The 16,837-nt window shown below is 71.0% G+C and carries 14 protein-coding genes; 10 read left to right on the top strand and 4 right to left on the bottom strand.

Features of this window, described 5'->3' with window-relative positions; all coding sequences use genetic code 11:
* The first annotated feature begins 58 nt into the window (after positions 1–58).
* From DEJ06_RS01715 to DEJ06_RS01725, 3 genes are read left to right on the top strand one after another with little or no spacing between them, the layout of a single operon-like run.
* Positions 59–1,135: an outer membrane lipoprotein carrier protein LolA gene (locus DEJ06_RS01715; protein ID WP_146245775.1), complete on the top strand. Its 1,077-nt coding sequence runs from the start codon at positions 59–61 to the stop codon at positions 1,133–1,135.
* A gap of 17 nt (positions 1,136–1,152) precedes the next feature.
* A complete protein-coding gene (locus tag DEJ06_RS01720; RefSeq protein WP_258372408.1) occupies positions 1,153–2,109 on the top strand; it encodes an ABC transporter ATP-binding protein in 957 nt (318 codons plus the stop codon).
* Entirely contained in the window at positions 2,096–2,956 is an 861-nt protein-coding gene (locus tag DEJ06_RS01725; protein ID WP_027466217.1) for an ABC transporter permease, read from the top strand. Before DEJ06_RS01720 ends, DEJ06_RS01725 begins: the two co-directional genes overlap by 14 nt.
* 61 nt (positions 2,957–3,017) lie before the next feature.
* Here DEJ06_RS01725 and DEJ06_RS01730 read toward each other — a convergent pair whose 3' ends face one another.
* From DEJ06_RS01730 to DEJ06_RS01745, 4 genes are all read right to left on the bottom strand, one after another.
* Positions 3,018–4,079: an NADP-dependent oxidoreductase gene (locus DEJ06_RS01730; protein WP_111038196.1), complete on the bottom strand. Its 1,062-nt coding sequence runs from the start codon at positions 4,077–4,079 to the stop codon at positions 3,018–3,020.
* 177 nt (positions 4,080–4,256) lie between these two features.
* Positions 4,257–5,189 (bottom strand): metallophosphoesterase, encoded by a 933-nt coding sequence (locus tag DEJ06_RS01735; protein WP_111038197.1) that lies wholly within the window; start codon positions 5,187–5,189, stop codon positions 4,257–4,259.
* Positions 5,190–5,214: 25 nt separating this feature from the next.
* On the bottom strand, positions 5,215–5,556 hold the full coding sequence (locus tag DEJ06_RS01740) for an L-rhamnose mutarotase (RefSeq protein ID WP_111038198.1): 342 nt from the start codon (positions 5,554–5,556) through the stop codon (positions 5,215–5,217).
* Positions 5,553–6,908, bottom strand: a complete 1,356-nt coding sequence (locus DEJ06_RS01745; protein WP_220036490.1) for an MFS transporter — start codon at positions 6,906–6,908, stop codon at positions 5,553–5,555. Before DEJ06_RS01745 ends, DEJ06_RS01740 begins: the two co-directional genes overlap by 4 nt.
* Before the next feature lie 247 nt (positions 6,909–7,155).
* Between DEJ06_RS01745 and DEJ06_RS01750 the strand changes: the two genes are divergently transcribed.
* The 7 genes from DEJ06_RS01750 to rhaI all read left to right on the top strand — a co-directional run bounded on the left by DEJ06_RS01750 (position 7,156) and on the right by rhaI (position 16,798).
* Positions 7,156–8,166, top strand: a complete 1,011-nt coding sequence (locus DEJ06_RS01750) for a LacI family DNA-binding transcriptional regulator (protein WP_111038199.1) — start codon at positions 7,156–7,158, stop codon at positions 8,164–8,166.
* 43 nt (positions 8,167–8,209) lie between these two features.
* On the top strand, positions 8,210–9,313 hold the full coding sequence (locus DEJ06_RS01755) for a LacI family DNA-binding transcriptional regulator (protein WP_111038200.1): 1,104 nt from the start codon (positions 8,210–8,212) through the stop codon (positions 9,311–9,313).
* Between the two features lie 562 nt (positions 9,314–9,875).
* The gene (locus DEJ06_RS01760; protein WP_111038201.1) at positions 9,876–11,195 is read left to right on the top strand and encodes an ABC transporter substrate-binding protein; all 1,320 of its coding nucleotides are present in this window, start codon (positions 9,876–9,878) and stop codon (positions 11,193–11,195) included.
* Positions 11,196–11,200: 5 nt separating this feature from the next.
* Positions 11,201–12,133 (top strand): carbohydrate ABC transporter permease, encoded by a 933-nt coding sequence (locus DEJ06_RS01765; protein ID WP_241660435.1) that lies wholly within the window; start codon positions 11,201–11,203, stop codon positions 12,131–12,133.
* Positions 12,130–13,008: a carbohydrate ABC transporter permease gene (locus DEJ06_RS01770; protein WP_111038202.1), complete on the top strand. Its 879-nt coding sequence runs from the start codon at positions 12,130–12,132 to the stop codon at positions 13,006–13,008. The genes DEJ06_RS01765 and DEJ06_RS01770 overlap by 4 nt, the downstream gene beginning before the upstream one ends.
* A 119-nt stretch (positions 13,009–13,127) precedes the next feature.
* A complete protein-coding gene (locus DEJ06_RS01775) occupies positions 13,128–15,446 on the top strand; it encodes a family 78 glycoside hydrolase catalytic domain (protein WP_111038203.1) in 2,319 nt (772 codons plus the stop codon).
* Between the two features lie 179 nt (positions 15,447–15,625).
* Entirely contained in the window at positions 15,626–16,798 is a 1,173-nt protein-coding gene (rhaI, locus tag DEJ06_RS01780; RefSeq protein ID WP_111038204.1) for an L-rhamnose isomerase, read from the top strand.
* Positions 16,799–16,837 lie beyond the last annotated feature (39 nt).

The raw sequence follows: 16,837 nt of genomic DNA on the forward strand, positions 1-16,837 counted from the left end.
TCTGTCGGGGGCCGGACGTACGGTACCGACGACTCCAATGCTCCACGAGGGGAACCCGATGAAGAAGTCAGCCTGGCTGCCAGCCGTCATCGCACCGGTCGTCGTCGCCGGCGCCGTTGCCGCCCCGATGATCGCGAACGCCGCGAACGACCCGATCGCGGGGACGAACCCCAGCGCGTCGGACGTCATCGCCAGCATCGCGAAGTCGTCGGACGCCCAGTACTCGGGCAAGCTCTCGCAGACGAGCGCACTCGGGCTCCCCGAACTGCCCACGGGTTCCGGCGGCTCCTCGCTCGAGGGCGACGCCTCCGACGTGCTCGGGCTGCTCACCGCGTCGCACACCGCCCGTGTCTACGTCGACGGCCCCGACAAGCAGCGCGTCCAGCTGACGCAGCAGCTCGCCGAGCAGGACGTCGTCCGCAACGGCTCGGACGTCTGGACCTGGGACTCGAAGGAGCGCACGGCCACGCACGTGACCCTGCCGAGCGACACCGCGAAGGACCCGCGGGGCGGCACGACGACCCCGGCCGACATCGCGGAGCAGGCCATCGACGCGATCACCCCGACCACCACCGTGTCGAAGCCGACCGAGGTCAGCGTCGCCGGACACGACGCCTGGCAGATCACCCTGACGCCGAAGTCGTCCGACACCCTCGTCGGAGCCGTCCGGCTGGCCGTCGACCAGCAGACCGGACTCCCGCTCCGCGCGAGCGTCCAGGCCGCAGGCGCGGACGACCCCGCGGTGCAGGTCGGGTTCACGAGCCTCGACTACGGCGCCCCCGCTGCCCGGCTCTTCGACTTCACCCCGCCGTCGAACGCGAAGGTGACCGAGAAGGACCTGTCCGAGGCCGGATCCCACGCGAAGGGCGAGAACGGCAACCACCGTGGCACCCCGAGCGGTGACGAGCCGACCTTCACCGGCACGGGGTGGAGCACCATCGCCGAGCTCCCCGCCGGCACGGTCGACCGGTCCGGGCTCGAGGGCGACGCCTCCGGCCTGCTCGACCAGCTGACGAAGCCCGTCGACGGCGGCCGTGCCGTGCAGACGTCGCTCGTCTCGGTCTACCTGACCGACGACGGCCGCGTGCTCGCGGGTGCCGTGCCGGTCGCCTCCCTGGTCGACGCCGCGAAGTGAGCGCGGACGATCACCAGGTGAGCACGGCCGGGCCGGCACCCGACCTGGCGATCCGCACCACGGGCCTCCAGAAGGTGTTCCGCAAGCAGCGCGCGGTCGACGGGATCGACCTGGCGGTGCCGCGCGGCGCGGTGTTCGGGTTCCTCGGGCCGAACGGTTCCGGCAAGACCACCACGATCCGGATGCTGCTCGGGCTCTCGAGCGCAAGCGGCGGCACCATCGAGCTGCTCGGCGAACCGATGCCGAAGGCGCTGCACGACGTCCTGCCCCGCGTCGGTGCACTCGTCGAGGGGCCGGCCTTCTACCCGTACCTGTCCGGCCGGGCGAACCTGCAGCGCTTCGACGCCGCCGACCCCACGTCGGACCCGCGTACCCGCAAGGCCCGCGTGGCCGGTGCCCTCGACCGCGTCGGGCTGACCCACGCGGCCGACAAGAAGGCGCACGCGTACTCCCTCGGCATGAAGCAGCGACTCGGTCTCGCGAACGCCCTGCTGTCCCCGCGCGACCTGCTGGTGCTCGACGAGCCGACCAACGGCCTCGACCCGCAGGGCACGCGCGAGGTCCGCAACCTCATCCGCTCCCTGGCCGACGACGGCACCACGGTGTTCGTGTCGAGCCACCTGCTGGCCGAGATCGAGCAGGTCTGCACGCACGCAGCCGTCATGCGGACGGGCAAGATCGTCGCGCAGGGCCCCCTCGACGAGCTGCGCGCAGCCGGGGCCCGCACCGTGACCGTGCGGACGCCCGACGTCGGGCAGGCCGGTGCCGTCCTCACCCGACTCGGGCTCACCCCGCGGCACGACGGCGGGGCCGACGTGCTGGTGGCCGACCTGCCGAACGCGCTGCTGCCCGAGACGATCACCGCGGAGCTCGTGCGCGCCGACGTCCGGGTGCGCGGTCTGACGGTGGGCGGCGGCACCCTCGAGGACCTGTTCGTCGCACTCACCGGAGAGGGATTCGATGTCGCAGCCTGACGCGGCCGTGCGCGACCTGCCCGTCCGCCGCCGGCAGCGCCCGTTCGCACTGCTCGGTTCCGAACTCGCGCTGGTGTTCCGGCGTCGCCGCACCTGGGCGATGCTCGGGGCACTCGCGCTCGTGCCGATCCTGATCGCGGTCGCCGTGAAGCTCACCACCGACGGCGACGACGGCGGGCCGGCGTTCCTCGGCGACATCACCAACAACGGCCTGTTCGTGGCGTTCACCGCACTGACCGTGTCGATCCCGCTGTTCCTGCCGCTGACCGTCGGCGTGGTCGCCGGGGACACCGTCGCGGGCGAGGCCAGCCACGGCACGATCCGCTACCTGCTCGTCGCACCGACGGGCCGCGTGCGGTTCATCCTGGTGAAGTTCGCCGGTGCCGTCGCGTTCTGCCTGGCCGCCACGCTGCTGGTGGTGCTGGTCGGTGCGGCGATCGGCGCCGTGCTGTTCCCGATCGGCCCCGTCACGCTGCTGTCCGGCACCCAGGTGGGCGGCTGGTCGTACGCCGGCCGTGCCCTGCTGCTCGCGCTGTACGTCGCGATGTCGATGCTCGGGCTCGTGGCGATCGGCATGTTCACGTCGACGCTGACGAACGTGCCGGTCGGGGCGATGGCCGCGACGGTCGTGCTCGCCGGGGCGTCGCAGGTGCTCGACCAGCTCCCCCAGCTCGACTGGCTGCACCCGTTCCTGTTCTCGCACCAGTGGCTCGGGTTCGGCGACCTGCTGCGCGACCCGATCTCGTTCGACTCGTTCGGGTCGAACGCGGTGCTGCAGCTCGGGTACGTCGTGGTGTTCGGGGCGCTGGCGTACAGCCGGTTCGCCTCGAAGGACATCCTGAGCTGACGCGGCAGGGGCCCGGCACGAAGGTGTCGGGCCCCTGCAACGCTCAGCGCGTTCCGCTCGCTCAGCTCGCCGGCGAGGCCGATCCGCCGGCCATCGTCTCCGTGTCGCTCCCCCGCGCATCGGCGTACCGGTCGCGCAGGTCACGGGCCTTCTCGGAGCGGTACCAGTCGAGCCGCGCCCCGGTCTCCACCGTCTGCATCCCGATCACGACCTTGCCGCGGGACTTCATCTCGGCCAGGTCCTCGTACGCCTCGACGATGTACTCGAACGGGTAGAAGCCCGAGATCAGGACCTGCACGCGACGGTCCTGCACGGCCTTCGCCAGCAGGGTCAGCAGCTCGCGCGTCTCCTCGTCCTCGGCGGGTGCGCGGAGGAACCGGACCTCGATGTCCCGGCGCTCCTCGGACGACACGAAGCGCTCCTGGCCGACGCCGAGACGTTCGGCCAGCAGCTCGGCGTTGCTCTCGCCGTGGTTGTCGATGAACGCGGTGATCGGCCGGCCGTCGGCGATGTCGCGGATGCGGTCTTCCTCGCCCTCACCGTAGGCGACGGGCAGCGTGCCGATCTGTCGCAGGTAGTCGTGGTTGCGGGGGCTGCCGAGGGCGATCACGGTCGCGCCGGCGTCGTGCGCCAGCTGGCACTCGATGTGTCCGACGCCACCGGCTGCGGCCGAGATGACGACGGTGTCCTGCGGTCCGAGCCGGAGCGACCGGACGACCGACACCGCGGTGCAGCCCGCCAGGTACAGGCCGCCGGCGACCTCCCACCCGACGTGCTCCGGCTTCTTGATGACGGCGCCGCGCGGCACCGCGATCCACGTGGCGTGGGCGCCGCCGGTCGGCGCGTGCCCCATCACCTCGTCGCCGATGCGGAGGTCCTTCACGCCGTCGCCCCGCGCGCGCACGATGCCGGCGAAGTCGACGCCCTGGTGGGCGGGGAACTCGAGGTCGACGTGGTCGCGGAGCTTCCCCTCGCGCAGGAACCGCTCGATGTGGTTCAGGCCCGCGGCCACGATCTCGACGACGATCTCGCCCGGTCCGGCCTCGGGCTTCTGCTGGGGGACGAGCTCGACGACGTCGAAGTCGCCGTACCGGTCGTACTGCACTGCACTGCCGACTCGCATGGGTGCTCCTTCGCTCCAGGTGTGCGTCCGTGCTACTCGGTGTTCCCGCACGCAACCCGAAGACGTGGGGTACCGCGGCTGTGGACGTGACCAGACGACGGACTGGAGGCCCGTGGCGGCGCCGCCACGGGCCTCCAGGCCGCCGTCACGCGCGTCCACCGCGCGTGGGGACCGGGCTCAGTGCTTGCCGGCGGCCGCGATGACGGCGCGGACCGTCTCGGGGTCGAGGCGGAACGCCCGCGGGTCGGCGTCGCCCCGTGGCACGCGGACCGGTGTCGAGCAGACGGAGCCGTCCGCGGCGACGTCGACGACGAGTGCGCCGCTGTCGACGACGGCGGATTCCTCGTCGTACGGGCCGACCACGTCGGTGTCGTTCGCGACACCGGGGGCGACGAGGACCGGGACGCCGGCGAGCGACCCGGCGAAGTGGTGGTGGTAGTGGCCGGCGAGGACGACCCGCACGTCGGAACCGCGGATGACGTCGGCGAGCGCCTCGGGGTTCTGCAGGCGGAGGGCCTCGTGCAGCTCGGTCGGGGCGGGCAGCGGCGGGTGGTGCAGGACGACGACGGTGCCGTGCGGGGCGTCGTCCGGGCCGCTGTGGGCGTCTTCGGCCAGGACTGTGCGCAGGTGCTCGAGCGCCGTGTCGCTGAGCTCGCCGTACCCGGCACCCGGGACGCTCGTGTCGACGGTCACGATCCGGCGCCCGGCGACGACCGACTGCCCGGAGACCGGGACCGTCGGCGGCAGGTACTCCATCGTGTGCATCAGCGCCGTGCCGCCCTGGCCCAGGACGTGCCCGTTCGCCAGGACCTGCCGGAACCCCTCGCGCAGGTCGTGGTTGCCGGGGACCGCGACGAAGGCTGCACCGTGCCGCTCCGCCCAGCCGCCGACCCGGTCCCGCACGGTCGCGTAGGACTCGGGGGTGCCGTCCTCGGAGACGTCGCCGGACACGACCACCAGCCCGATGCCGGGCACCTCGTCGACGTGGGCGAGCAGCCGTTCGAGCGCGGCCGTGGTGTCGACCGCGCCCTGGTGCAGGGCGCCGTCGCCGGTCAGGTGGGTGTCGGAGAGGTGGAGGATGCGGAGGGTCCCGGATGCTGGCGGCTGCATGGGTCCACGGTAGCCACGGCCCCCGTCAGTCCGGCGCGGCCGCGAGCTGGTCCTCGAGGTTGAACACCTCGGGCAGCACCCGCGCCGTCTGGTCGGCGCGCCCGGTGGCCCCGGCGAAGAGGTCCTGCATGTGCGCCTCCCACGCCGTGGCCACCTCGGACGCGGCGAGCGCGGCGTCCGCATCGGCCACCGAGTCCGTCTCGTAGTACCCGATGAGCAGTCCGTCGTCGTCGAGGAACAGCGAGTAGTTCCGCCGCCCCGCCGCCGCGATCGTCCGGAGCATCGCCGGCCACACGGCGGCGTGCCGCTCGCGGTAGGCGTCGAGCAGCTCGACCTGCACCTGCAGCCGGAAGCAGACGCGGGTCACCGTCCGGCCTGTTCGCGGCGACGCTGCTCGGCGTCGTGGACGGTGCGCTCGTCGGCGGTGCGGACCGTCCCGGTGACGGTGGTGACGGTGCCGTAGCGCTCGGCTTCGATCGCCTCGAGGGTCTTGCCCTGGGTGCGCGGCGCCCAGATCGTGCCGACGAGGAACGGCAACGCGAGGAGCCCGAGGATCAGGCCGCCGAGGGCCCGCAGCCCGATGTCCGACAGCAGCAGCGGGAACCAGATGCTCAACAGTCCGACCATGACGCGGGCAGCCAGGAACAGCACGCCCTGGGCGCTGGCGCGGTACCGGGTGGCGAAGAGCTCGCTCGTCCACAGGCCGTAGAACGCCTGCGCGCCGATGCCCGACGAGATGCCCCACGCCACCGCGAAGAACAGCAGGGTGCCGAGGTTGGCGGGCGCGTAGATGAGGACGGCCCACGCGATGATCGCCAGCACGGCCCCGGCGGCGTAGAGCGCGCGGCGGCTGACCCGGTCGGCGTACCGCATGAAGCCGAAGTACGTCGCGGCGACGGTGCAGCCCCAGACCAGGATCTGCAGTCCGTACTGCTCGGTGACGCTCGTGACCCCGGTCGCCGCGTACACCCGGGGCTGGAAGATGCCGGCCTGCCCGGCGACGGTGTTCCAGAGCGCGTAGACACCGAACAGGAACAGCATCGCGGTCAGGTTCTTCCGACGGCTGAACAGCTGCGTGATCCCGTGGAAGAAGTTCGCCGTGCCGGTGGCCGCGCGCTCGTCCTTCCAGATCGCCGACTCGGGCAGCCCGCGGCGGAGCCACCACACGATGGCGGCGACGACGAACAGGTGGGCGAAGATGAGGCGGCTCCCGAGCAGGCCGAGCGGGGCCGCGGCGATCGCCAGGGCGAACCCGACCATCGGCCCGATCGACCACGCGAGCTGTGCCGTGCCGACGTGGGCCGCGCGCTTGTCCGCAGGGGCCTGCTCGGCGATGTAGGTCCAGCTCGCCGGCACACCCGCACCGACGGCGATGCCGGTCAGGATGAAGCCGACCAGGAGCATGCCGTAGCTGCCGGCGAACACCGCGAGCAGGATGCCGAGCATGTAGAGGAGCAGGTCGTACGTGTAGATGAACTTGCGGCCGTACCGGTCGCACAGCGGTCCGCCGACGATCGCGCCGAGGGCGGCACCGAAGGCGTTCGCGGACAGGCTCGCGAGCAGGCCGACCTCGAGGTCGCCGATCCGGAACTCGGCCTGCCAGAGGCTGAGGCTCGTGGCGATCGCGATGATCGACCCCGACTCGATGTAGTTCGACATGGCCACCGAGACGGTGGCCTTCCAGCCCGTGGTGTTCCGGGCTCCGATGCGGACCGCCATTGGTCCTCCGTTCGCGTGTTCGTCGGTGAATCGTTTCAACGGGACGACGAGGACGATAGCGCTCCGGTGTGCGCGCTGGCAAGAGCGGGTTCGTCTGGCTGCGCCTCGCACCGTGCGCGGGCAGTCGACGCGACCACCCCACGGACGGGAGGCCCGGCACCGGCCCGCCCCGCGCCTCCCGTCCGCGTTTTCCACAGATCACGGCGCGGGCCGACCGCACGGGCCGCGCCGATGCCAGGATGGCCACATGGCGGTCAGTGTGCGAGAGGTGGCAGCGCTCGCGGGCGTGTCCCTCGGCACGGTGTCGAACGTGCTGAACCGCCCCGACAAGGTCGCTCCCGGCACGGTGGAACGCGTGCAGTCGGCGATCGCGACGCTCGGGTTCGTCCGCAACGACTCCGCACGGCAGCTCCGGGCCGGACGCAGCTCCACCGTCGGCCTCATCGTGCTCGACGGCGGCAACCCGTTCTTCACCGACGTCGCCCGGGGTGCCGAGGACGCCGCGATGGACAACGGCCTCGCGGTGCTGATCGGCAACTCCGACGAGTCCACCGACCGCGAACGCACCTACGTCGACCTGTTCGAGGAACGCCGTGTCGCCGGGCTCCTGATCTCCCCCGCCGGCGATGACCTGTCCCGCCTCGCGCGGCTGCGCGACCAGGGCACCGCCGTGGTGCTGGTGGACCGCCGCGCCGACGACGAGCACTTCGCCTCGGTCTCGGTCGACGACATCGCCGGTGGTCGCATCGCGGTCGAGCACCTCGCGGCGATCGGCCGCACCCACATCGCCTTCGTCGGCGGGCCGTTCGGCATCCGCCAGGTCGCCGACCGGCACGCCGGTGCACTCGCCGCCGCACAGGCCGCGGGGATCCGGCTCGAAGCCCTGCCGACCACCTCGCTGTCCGTGCTCGAAGGGCGCCGCATCGGCGAGGAGATCCAGGCCCGCCCGGCCGCCGATCGCCCGGACGCCGTCTTCGCCGCCAACGACCTGCTCGCCGTCGGGCTCGAACAGGCCTTCATCATGCGCGGCACCATCGCGGTGCCCGAGCAGATCGCCATCGTCGGCTACGACGACATCGCGTTCGCCGAGTCCGCGGTGGTCCCGCTGACGTCCGTGCGGCAGCCGGCGCAGGACCTCGGTCGCCGCGCGATCGAACTCCTGACGAAGCAGGTCGAGCAGGGGCAGGACATCGACCTCGAGCACGTGGAGTTCACACCGGAGCTCGTGGTGCGGCAGTCCTCCGTCGCCGACGCCTAGGGCCCGGTCCGGACACGGCTCCCCCGCCGCCTACGATCGGAGCATGGTGCATGTCCCCCGGCGCGACGGTCCGCCGAGCGTGCACCACGTCGCAGCCCGGGCCGGCGTCTCGCTGGCCACGGTCTCGAACGTCCTGAACCACCCCGAGCGGGTCGCCGACGCGACCGCCGCACGGGTGCGGGACGCGATCGACGCGCTCGGGTACACGCCGAACCGCAACGCCCGGGCCCTGGTGTCCGGCAGCACGCGCGCGATCGGCCTGGTCGTGATGTCGCTGCGGAACTCCCTGTTCAGCGACATGGTCAACGGAGCGCAGCTGGCCGCGCGGGAACGCGGCTTCACCCTGCTGATCGCCAGCAGCGAGGACGACCTGCAGGCGCAGGGCGAACACCTCGCCTACCTCGAGAGCGCCCGGGTGTCGGGGATCCTGCTCGCCTCGATGACGGAGTCGCGTGACCAGGTCGAGGTCGCGCGGCGCCACGGCCGACCGGTCGTGTACGTCAACTACGAACCGACCGAACTCGACGCGTGTGCTGTGGTCGTGGACAACGAGCAGGCCGGGTTCCTGGCGACCGAGCACCTGATCGACCGCGGCTGCCGACGCATCGGGTTCGTGAGCGCCCGTCCGGACCTGCAGCCCGTCGACCGGCGACGGGCCGGCGTGCTGCGGGCCGTTGCGGCGCACCCCGGGGTCGTACTCGTCGACGTCGACGCCGGGGACATCGACCCGCCCGGAGGCACCGACGCCGGGCTCCGCATCGCGCGGATGCCCGCGGACGAACGCCCCGACGGGGTACTGGGCGTGACCGACCTGCTCGCGATGGCGGTCGTCTCCGAGCTCCGAGCCGCCGGGATCCGCGTCCCCGAGGACATCACCGTGTCGGGCTGCGACCACAACTCCGTGGCGTGGGGTGGTGCGGTACCGCTGACCTCGGTGACGATGCACGGCTCGGAGATGGGTGCGGCGGCGGTGGAACTGCTGCTCGAGGAACTCACCGACCCGATGCACGTGCACCGGACCGTCGTGCTCAGCAGCGAGCTGGTGCCGCGCGAAAGCACGCTCGGTCGGGAGGGCGCGGCCGCAGCAGCCGCCGCCGCAGCCGTCGCGGGCACGACACCGAGCGACCCGAGGCGTACCGAGGCCTGACCGGCGGCGGACCAACCCGCGAAAGCGACACATCCGCGGGTCGTCGCTGCGTCCGGTCCGCCAGAGCGACAGATCGGCGCGAACGTTCGGCGGCACTCTGTCGCTTTCGCGGGCTGCGGGCAGTGGGCAGCGGGCTGCCGGGCCGGGCCGGCGCGCACGAGGCGACGCGGGCCCGCGGACGCGACCGGACACCGGACGGGAGGCGCGGGGCGGGGCCGGCACGGGCCTCCCGGCCGGCGGGCGGCGCGACCACCGCACGGTGCAGCACCGCGCGTCGGCTCGGTGCGAGGTTGCGCACTCCGTGCGAGCCCGCGCGCCCGTCACCGAGTGCGGAACCTCGCACCGAACGACGAACGAGCGAACGAGCGAACGAGCGAACGAGCAAACGAGCGAACGAGCTGCGCGTAACGAAATCGGCACAGCGATTGACACGCTTCAATCCTCGTGGTTCCATCCTGATTGAAACGTTCTAAAACGCAGTAACCGGACCCCGCGACGGCGCGGGATCCGGGTCCGTTTCACCCGGGGTACCCCAGCCCCGGGCCTTACGAGGAGGTAAGGAATGTCAGTTCGTTCCGTGACCAAGCGCGCGATCGCCATCGGCGGCGCGACGGTCCTGATCGGCGGGCTCGCAGCGTGCTCGTCCGGCGGCTCCGCCGACGAAGGCGGCGGCAAGGTCGAGATCACCTACCAGGCCGACAACGCCCCGGCCACCGCGGCCACCGCGAAGCCGCTCATCGAGGCCTTCGAGAAGGCCAACCCCGACATCACCGTCAAGTTCGACACCCGACCCCAGGGCACCGACGGCGACAACCTGATCAAGACTCGTCTGTCGACCGGCGAGGCCGCCGACGTCTTCAACTACAACTCCGGCTCGCTCATGCAGGCCCTCAACCCGGACAACACCCTGGTGGACCTGTCCGACGAGAAGTGGGCGAGCGACGTCGACCCGCAGTTCACCAAGGTCGTCAGCACCGACAAGGGCATGTACGGCGCCCCGTTCGGCACGAGCTTCGGCGGCGCGGTGCTCTACAACACGAAGGTCTACGACGACCTCGGCCTCAAGGTCCCGACCACGTGGGACGAGTTCATCAGCAACAGCGAGAAGATCAAGGACGCCGGCGACGTCGCCCCGATCATCCAGACCTACGGCGACACCTGGACCAGCCAGCTGTTCGTCCTCGGCGACTTCGCGAACATCACCGCGCAGGACGACAAGTGGGCGGACGACTACACCGCCAACAAGGAGTCCTACGCCGACGAACCCGCACTCGCCGGGTTCGAGCACCTCGCCGAGGGCAAGGACAAGGACCTCTACAACGAGGACTACGCCTCGGCCACGCAGGCGAACGGCCTGAAGATGCTGGCCGACGGCACCGGCGCGCAGTACCCGATGCTCACGAACGCGATCTCGGCGATCCAGCAGGACTCCCCCGACGCCGTCGACGACATCGGCGCGTTCGCCCTGCCGGCCGAGGACGCCGCGGACACGAACCTGACGATCTGGGAGCCGAACGGCCTGTACATCCCGAAGACGACCACCGGTGGCAAGCTGGCCGCGGCGAAGAAGTTCGTCGCCTTCGCGAACTCCACCGAGGGCTGCCAGGTGCAGAACGACACCGGCACCCCCGCCGGCCCGTACGTCATCTCGACCTGCTCGCTGCCGGACGACGTGCCCCCGATGATCGACGACCTGCAGCAGTACCTGGACGACGGCAAGGCGAGCCCCGCGCTCGAGTTCCTGTCCCCGATCAAGGGCCCGAACCTCGAGAAGATCTGCGTGCAGGTCGGCTCGGGCATCACCACCGCGAGCAAGGGCGCCGACCAGTACGACGACGACGTCGTCCAGCAGGCACAGCAGCTCGGCATCAAGGGCTGGTGATCGGGGTGACCGCGACCCTCACGACGGCGGTGGCCCCGCCGCAGACACGCAAGGCCGGCCGCCCCGGACCAGCGCGCAAGCGGATGCGCTCGTTCTACCCCGCGTGGTTCTTCATCCCCGCGATCGCGCTGTACGTCGTGTTCTTCGCGGTCCCGACCTTCGCCGGGTTCTACTTCTCGCTCACCCGCTGGACGCTGTTCGACCAGACCTTCATCGGCTTCGACAACTTCGTCCGGTTCTTCCAGGACCCGCAGCTCGTCTCCGGGTTCGTGCACACCTTCCAGTACGGCTTCGTGACGAGCGCGGCGAAGGTGGTCCTCGGACTCGCCCTCGCCCTGCTCCTCACGTCGCCCGTGCTGGGGCGCGGCTACCTGCGGGCGGTCGTGTTCTTCCCGGTGCTCGTGTCGACCATCGGCATCGGCATCACGTTCAAGGCGCTGATGGACCCGTTCCACGGGATCATCAACGGCGTGCTGGGCTCGGTCGGCCTGCCCACCCCCGGGTGGCTGACCGACCCGGCGCTCGCCCTGTGGAGCGTCGCCGCGGTGGACGTCTGGAAGGGCGTCGGCATCGCGACGCTCATCTTCATCGCCGGCATCGTCGCGATCCCGCAGGAGTACTTCGAGGCGGCACGGGTCGACGGCGCGAGCGCGTGGTCGATCTTCCGGAACATCACGTTGCCGCTGTCCCGCCCCGCGATGGGCACCGTCATCATCCTGTCGCTCATCGGCGGCCTGCGGTCGTTCGACCTGATCTGGGCGATGACCGGCGGCGGGCCGGGGTTCACGAGCGACGTGATCGCGAGCGTGATCTACAAGCAGTACCAGGCCGGGTTCTACGGCCTGTCCACCGCCGGCAACGTGGTCCTGTTCGTCGTCGTCACGGCGATCATGGTGCCGATCTCGTGGCTCCTCAACCGCAAGGAGGCAGAGCTGTGACCGCGCTCACCAGCCCCCGCGTCAGCACCCCGACGCGGTCCCGCCACCCGGGCCGTGCCCGCCGGTGGATCATCGGCTCGATCGCCATCGTCGTCAGCTTCGTCGTCTTCCTGGTGCCGTTCGTGTTCGTCCTGCTCCAGGCGGCGAAGAACCCGGCCGAGGCGAACCAGCTCGGCTTCAGCCTGCCGACCGACTGGCAGCTGTGGCAGAACCTGCAGGCGGTGTTCCAGAGCGGTGACGGCGGGATCCTCCGCGCGTTCTGGAACAGCGCCCTGCTCACCGTCGGCAGCGTCACCGTCATGGTCGTGTTCTCGGCGATGGTCGGGTACGTGCTGCAGCGGCGCCCGAGCCGGTGGAACGCCCTGATCAACTTCTTCGTGCTCGCGGGGCTCATCGTGCCGCCGGCGATCGTGCCGACCATCTGGGTGCTGCAGGGGCTCAACCTGTTCAAGACCATGGGCGGGATGATCCTGATCGAGGCGACCTTCGGCCTGTCGTTCTGCATCCTGCTGTTCCGGGCGTTCGTCGCGACGATCCCGAAGGAGCTCGACGAGGCCGCCGTGCTCGACGGCGCCGGCCCGATCCGCCTGTTCTTCGGGGTGGTGCTGCCGCTGCTCAAGCCGGTGATCATCACCGTCGTGCTCGTGCAGTCGGTGACGGTGTTCAACGACTTCACCAACCCGCTGTACTTCCTGCCGGGGTCCGAGAACGCGACGGTGCAGCAGACGCTCTACGCGTTCCAGAGCCAGTCGGTCAGCCAGCTGAACCTGCTGTTCACCGACGTGCTGCTCATCACGATCCCGCCGCTGATCCTCTACGTCTTCTTCAACCGTCAGATCGTCGCCGGCATGACCAGCGGCGCCGTCAAGGGCTGACCGCCCACCCCGGCCTGGAGGCGCGACCCGCCTCCGCCACACCGCCCACCCGGGCGGACGGCCGGGCCCACGACCCCCGCACCGGTCGACGACGACCGGTCGCGTGAAAGGACCACCACATGACCACCTGGACCGCACCGTTCATCGCGGCCGACACCGACCTCGGCAGCGCCCCGATCCTGCGTCGGGAGTTCACCCTCGACGACGGCCACGGCGCCGTCGCCGCCGCCACCCTCGACGTCAGCGCCCTCGGCGTCGTCGAGGCCTGGCTCGGCGGGCAGCGCGTCTCCGACCACCTGCTCGAACCGGGGTGGACGAGCTACGAGTGGCGCATCCGCGTCGTCACGCACGACGTCACCGAGCACCTGACCGACACGGTCCCCGGGCAGCCGGCCGTGCTCGCGCTCGTCGTCGGCAACGGCTGGGCCGCCGGACGACTGGCCTGGGGCGGGGGCGGTGGCTGGTACACCGACGAGCGCGCCGGGTTCGCCGAACTCCGGATCACCTTCGCCGACGGGCACGAGCAGCGCGTCACGACCGACACCGACTGGCAGGCCCTGTCGAGCGCGATCACCGCGGACCAGCTCTACGACGGGCAGGACATCGACGCCCGACTCCGCGACGGCTCGTTCCTGACGCCCGGCGAGGTCACCGTGCCCAGCGTTGACGGGCACCGGGGGCAGACGAGCACGGTGCACACGGTCGACATCGGCGAGCGCGAACTCGTCGCCGACACCGTGCCGCCGGTGCGCCCGCTGGCCGAGATCGCCCCGGTGGCGATCTGGACGAGCCCGTCGGGAGCGACCCTGCTCGACTTCGGCGTGAACCTGGTCGGGTGGCTCCGGGTCACCGCGACCGGCCCGGCCGGCACCGTGCTGACCCTGCAGCACGCCGAGGTGCTCGAGCACGACGAGCTCGGCACCCGCCCCTTGCGCACCGCGACGGCGACGGACCACTTCACCCTGCGCGGTGACGACGAGCCCGAGACGTTCGAGCCCCGGTTCACGTTCCACGGGTTCCGGTACGCGCAGGTCGACGGCTGGCGAGGCACGCACGACGAACTCCGCGCCGCGGTCACCGCCGTGCAGGTCGGGTCGGACCTCACCCGCACCGGCACGTTCGCGTCGAGCCACGAGCTGCTGAACACCTTCCACGACAACGTCGTCCGGGGCATGCAGGGCAACTTCCTGAGCGTGCCGACCGACTGCCCGCAGCGCGACGAGCGACTCGGCTGGACGGGCGACATCGCCGCGTTCGCCCCGACGGCCTCGTACCTGTTCGACACCCGGACGTTCCTGGCCGACTGGCTGCGCGACGTCTGGCTCGAGCAGCAGCACGCCGACGGGGTCATCCCGTTCGTGGTGCCGGACGTGCTGAAGTACTCCCCCGCCGAGGACTTCGGCAAGCCCGACGCGACCGCCGTCTGGTCGGACGCCGGCGTCTGGGTGCCGTGGACCCTGTACCAGGCGTACGGCGACACCGCGGTGCTCGAGGAGCAGTTCGACTCGATGGCCGCACACCTGCGCCGGGTCCGTGACCACCTGTCCCCGGAGGACCTGTGGGACACCGTGTTCCAGTTCGGCGACTGGCTCGACCCGGACGCCCCGCCCGAGGCCCCGGCCGACGCGAAGGCCGACAAGGGCGTCGTCGCGACCATCTGCGCCTACCGGTCCGCGACGATCGTGGCGGACGCGGCGGAGGTGTTGGGCGGTCACGAGGCGGAAGCAGCGGAGTTCCGGGAACTCGCCACGCGCCTCCAGGCCGGGTTCCGCACCCACTACCTGCAGGACGACGGGCGGATCCTGTCGGACGCGACCACGGTGTACACACTGGCGATCGTGTTCGGGATCCTGTCCGAGCAGGAGCAGGCCGTGGCCGGCGAGCGTCTCGCCGAGCTGGTCGAGGCGTCCGGGTACCGGATCTCGACGGGCTTCGCGGGAACGCCCTTCATCACCGACGCGCTGACGCAGACGGGCCACCTGGAGGACGCCTACCGGCTGCTGCTGCAGACGGAGTGCCCGTCGTGGCTGTACCCGGTGACGATGGGCGCGACGACGGTGTGGGAGCGGTGGGACTCGATGCTGCCGGACGGCACGATCAACCCGGGTGAGATGACCTCGTTCAACCACTACGCACTCGGTGCCGTGGCGGACTGGATGCACCGGGTGGTGGGTGGCCTGTCGCCGCTGTCGCCGGGGTACTCGGCCGTCCTGATCGCGCCGCAGCCGGGCGGTGGGCTGACGTGGGCGGAGACCTCGCTCGACACCGTGCACGGGCACGTCGCGGTGCGGTGGGAGCTCATCGACGGGGAGTTGCGCGTCCGGGCGACCGTGCCCGAGGGCGTCTCGGCCGTGGTGCGCCTGCCGGGTGGGCCCGAGCAGCGGCTCGGCGGCGGAACGCACGACCTCCGCGCGCCCGCCGCCGTCCCCGCCGCGTAGGGCCCTGGTCCGCAAAACACCGGTGTTCGCGCGTCGAACCCCCGAACGCGCGTGTTCACCACGTGAACACCGGTGTTTTGCGGCACCACCCGCGGCACCAAACCACCCCCACGGTTGCGGCAGACCGCCGCGCGCCGTACTGTATGAAACGATTCAATCGCACACGAGGAAGTGACACGATGACATCGACCCCGAGCTTCGCCGGCATCGCCGACCAGCTGGCACGACAGCAGATCGAGCTGCCCAGCTGGGCCTTCGGCAACTCCGGCACCCGCTTCAAGGTGTTCAGCACGCCGGGCACCCCGCGCGACCCCTACGAGAAGATCGCCGACGCCGCCCAGGTGCAGCAGTACACCGGCCTTGCGCCCACCGTCGCACTGCACATCCCGTGGGACCTGGTGGACGACTTCGCCGACCTCAAGCGCCACGCCGAGGAGCACGGGGTGTCGCTCGGCACCGTCAACTCGAACACGTTCCAGGACGACGACTACAAGTTCGGCGCCCTGACCCACGTCGACGAGACGATCCGGCAGAAGGCGATCGACCACCACCTACGCTGCGTCGACGTGATGGACGCCACCGGCAGCCGCGACCTGAAGATCTGGCTCGCCGAGGGCTCGAACTACCCGGGGCAGGAGGACATGCGCTCCCGCCAGGACCGCCTGCACGAGTCGCTCTCGACGATCTACGACCGCCTCGGTGCCGACCAGCGACTGGTACTCGAGTACAAGTTCTTCGAGCCGTCGTTCTACCACACGGACGTTCCCGACTGGGGCACCAGCTACGTGCAGACGGCGGCGCTCGGGCCGAAGGCGATGGTCTGCCTCGACACCGGGCACCACGCCCCCGGCACGAACATCGAGTTCATCGTGATGCAGCTCCTGCGCCTCGGCAAGCTCGGTTCCTTCGACTTCAACTCGCGCTTCTACGCCGACGACGACCTGATCGTGGGGGCAGCGGACCCGTTCCAGCTGTTCCGGATCCTGGTCGAGGTCATCCGCGGCGGTGGGTACGACAACCCCGACGTGGCGTTCATGCTCGACCAGTGCCACAACATCGAGGACAAGATCCCCGGCCAGATCCGCTCGGTGCTCAACGTGCAGGAGATGACGGCCCGCGCGCTGCTCCTGGACCGCGTCGCACTGACCGCGGCGCAGGAGGCACACGACGTCCTCGGCGCCAACGAGGTCTTCATGGACGCATACCAGACCGACGTCCGGAAGGACCTGGCCGAGTGGCGCGAGTCCCGCGGGCTGCCGGCGAACCCGATGCGCGCGTACCTGGACTCGGGCTACCAGCAGTCGATCGCCGAGGACCGCGTCGGCGGCGTCCAGGCCGGCTGGGGCGCGTAGGAACATGACGAACACAGTGGAGGCACGGGTGGACCCCGC

This window comes from Curtobacterium sp. MCLR17_051 (assembly GCF_003234395.1).
GTDB lineage: Bacteria > Actinomycetota > Actinomycetes > Actinomycetales > Microbacteriaceae > Curtobacterium > Curtobacterium flaccumfaciens.

What these genes read in the sequence shown, in the direction of transcription:
- DEJ06_RS01745 (WP_220036490.1), bottom strand. Translation starts at nt 6,908, where the DNA reads ATGGCGGTCCGCATCGGAGCCCGGAACACCACGGGCTGGAAGGCCACC.
- DEJ06_RS01730 (WP_111038196.1), bottom strand. Translation starts at nt 4,079, where the DNA reads ATGCGAGTCGGCAGTGCAGTGCAGTACGACCGGTACGGCGACTTCGAC.
- DEJ06_RS01775 (WP_111038203.1), top strand. Translation starts at nt 13,128, where the DNA reads ATGACCACCTGGACCGCACCGTTCATCGCGGCCGACACCGACCTCGGC.
- DEJ06_RS01760 (WP_111038201.1), top strand. Translation starts at nt 9,876, where the DNA reads ATGTCAGTTCGTTCCGTGACCAAGCGCGCGATCGCCATCGGCGGCGCG.
- DEJ06_RS01725 (WP_027466217.1), top strand. Translation starts at nt 2,096, where the DNA reads ATGTCGCAGCCTGACGCGGCCGTGCGCGACCTGCCCGTCCGCCGCCGG.
- DEJ06_RS01755 (WP_111038200.1), top strand. Translation starts at nt 8,210, where the DNA reads ATGGTGCATGTCCCCCGGCGCGACGGTCCGCCGAGCGTGCACCACGTC.
- DEJ06_RS01715 (WP_146245775.1), top strand. Translation starts at nt 59, where the DNA reads ATGAAGAAGTCAGCCTGGCTGCCAGCCGTCATCGCACCGGTCGTCGTC.
- DEJ06_RS01750 (WP_111038199.1), top strand. Translation starts at nt 7,156, where the DNA reads ATGGCGGTCAGTGTGCGAGAGGTGGCAGCGCTCGCGGGCGTGTCCCTC.
- rhaI (WP_111038204.1), top strand. Translation starts at nt 15,626, where the DNA reads ATGACATCGACCCCGAGCTTCGCCGGCATCGCCGACCAGCTGGCACGA.
- DEJ06_RS01735 (WP_111038197.1), bottom strand. Translation starts at nt 5,189, where the DNA reads ATGCAGCCGCCAGCATCCGGGACCCTCCGCATCCTCCACCTCTCCGAC.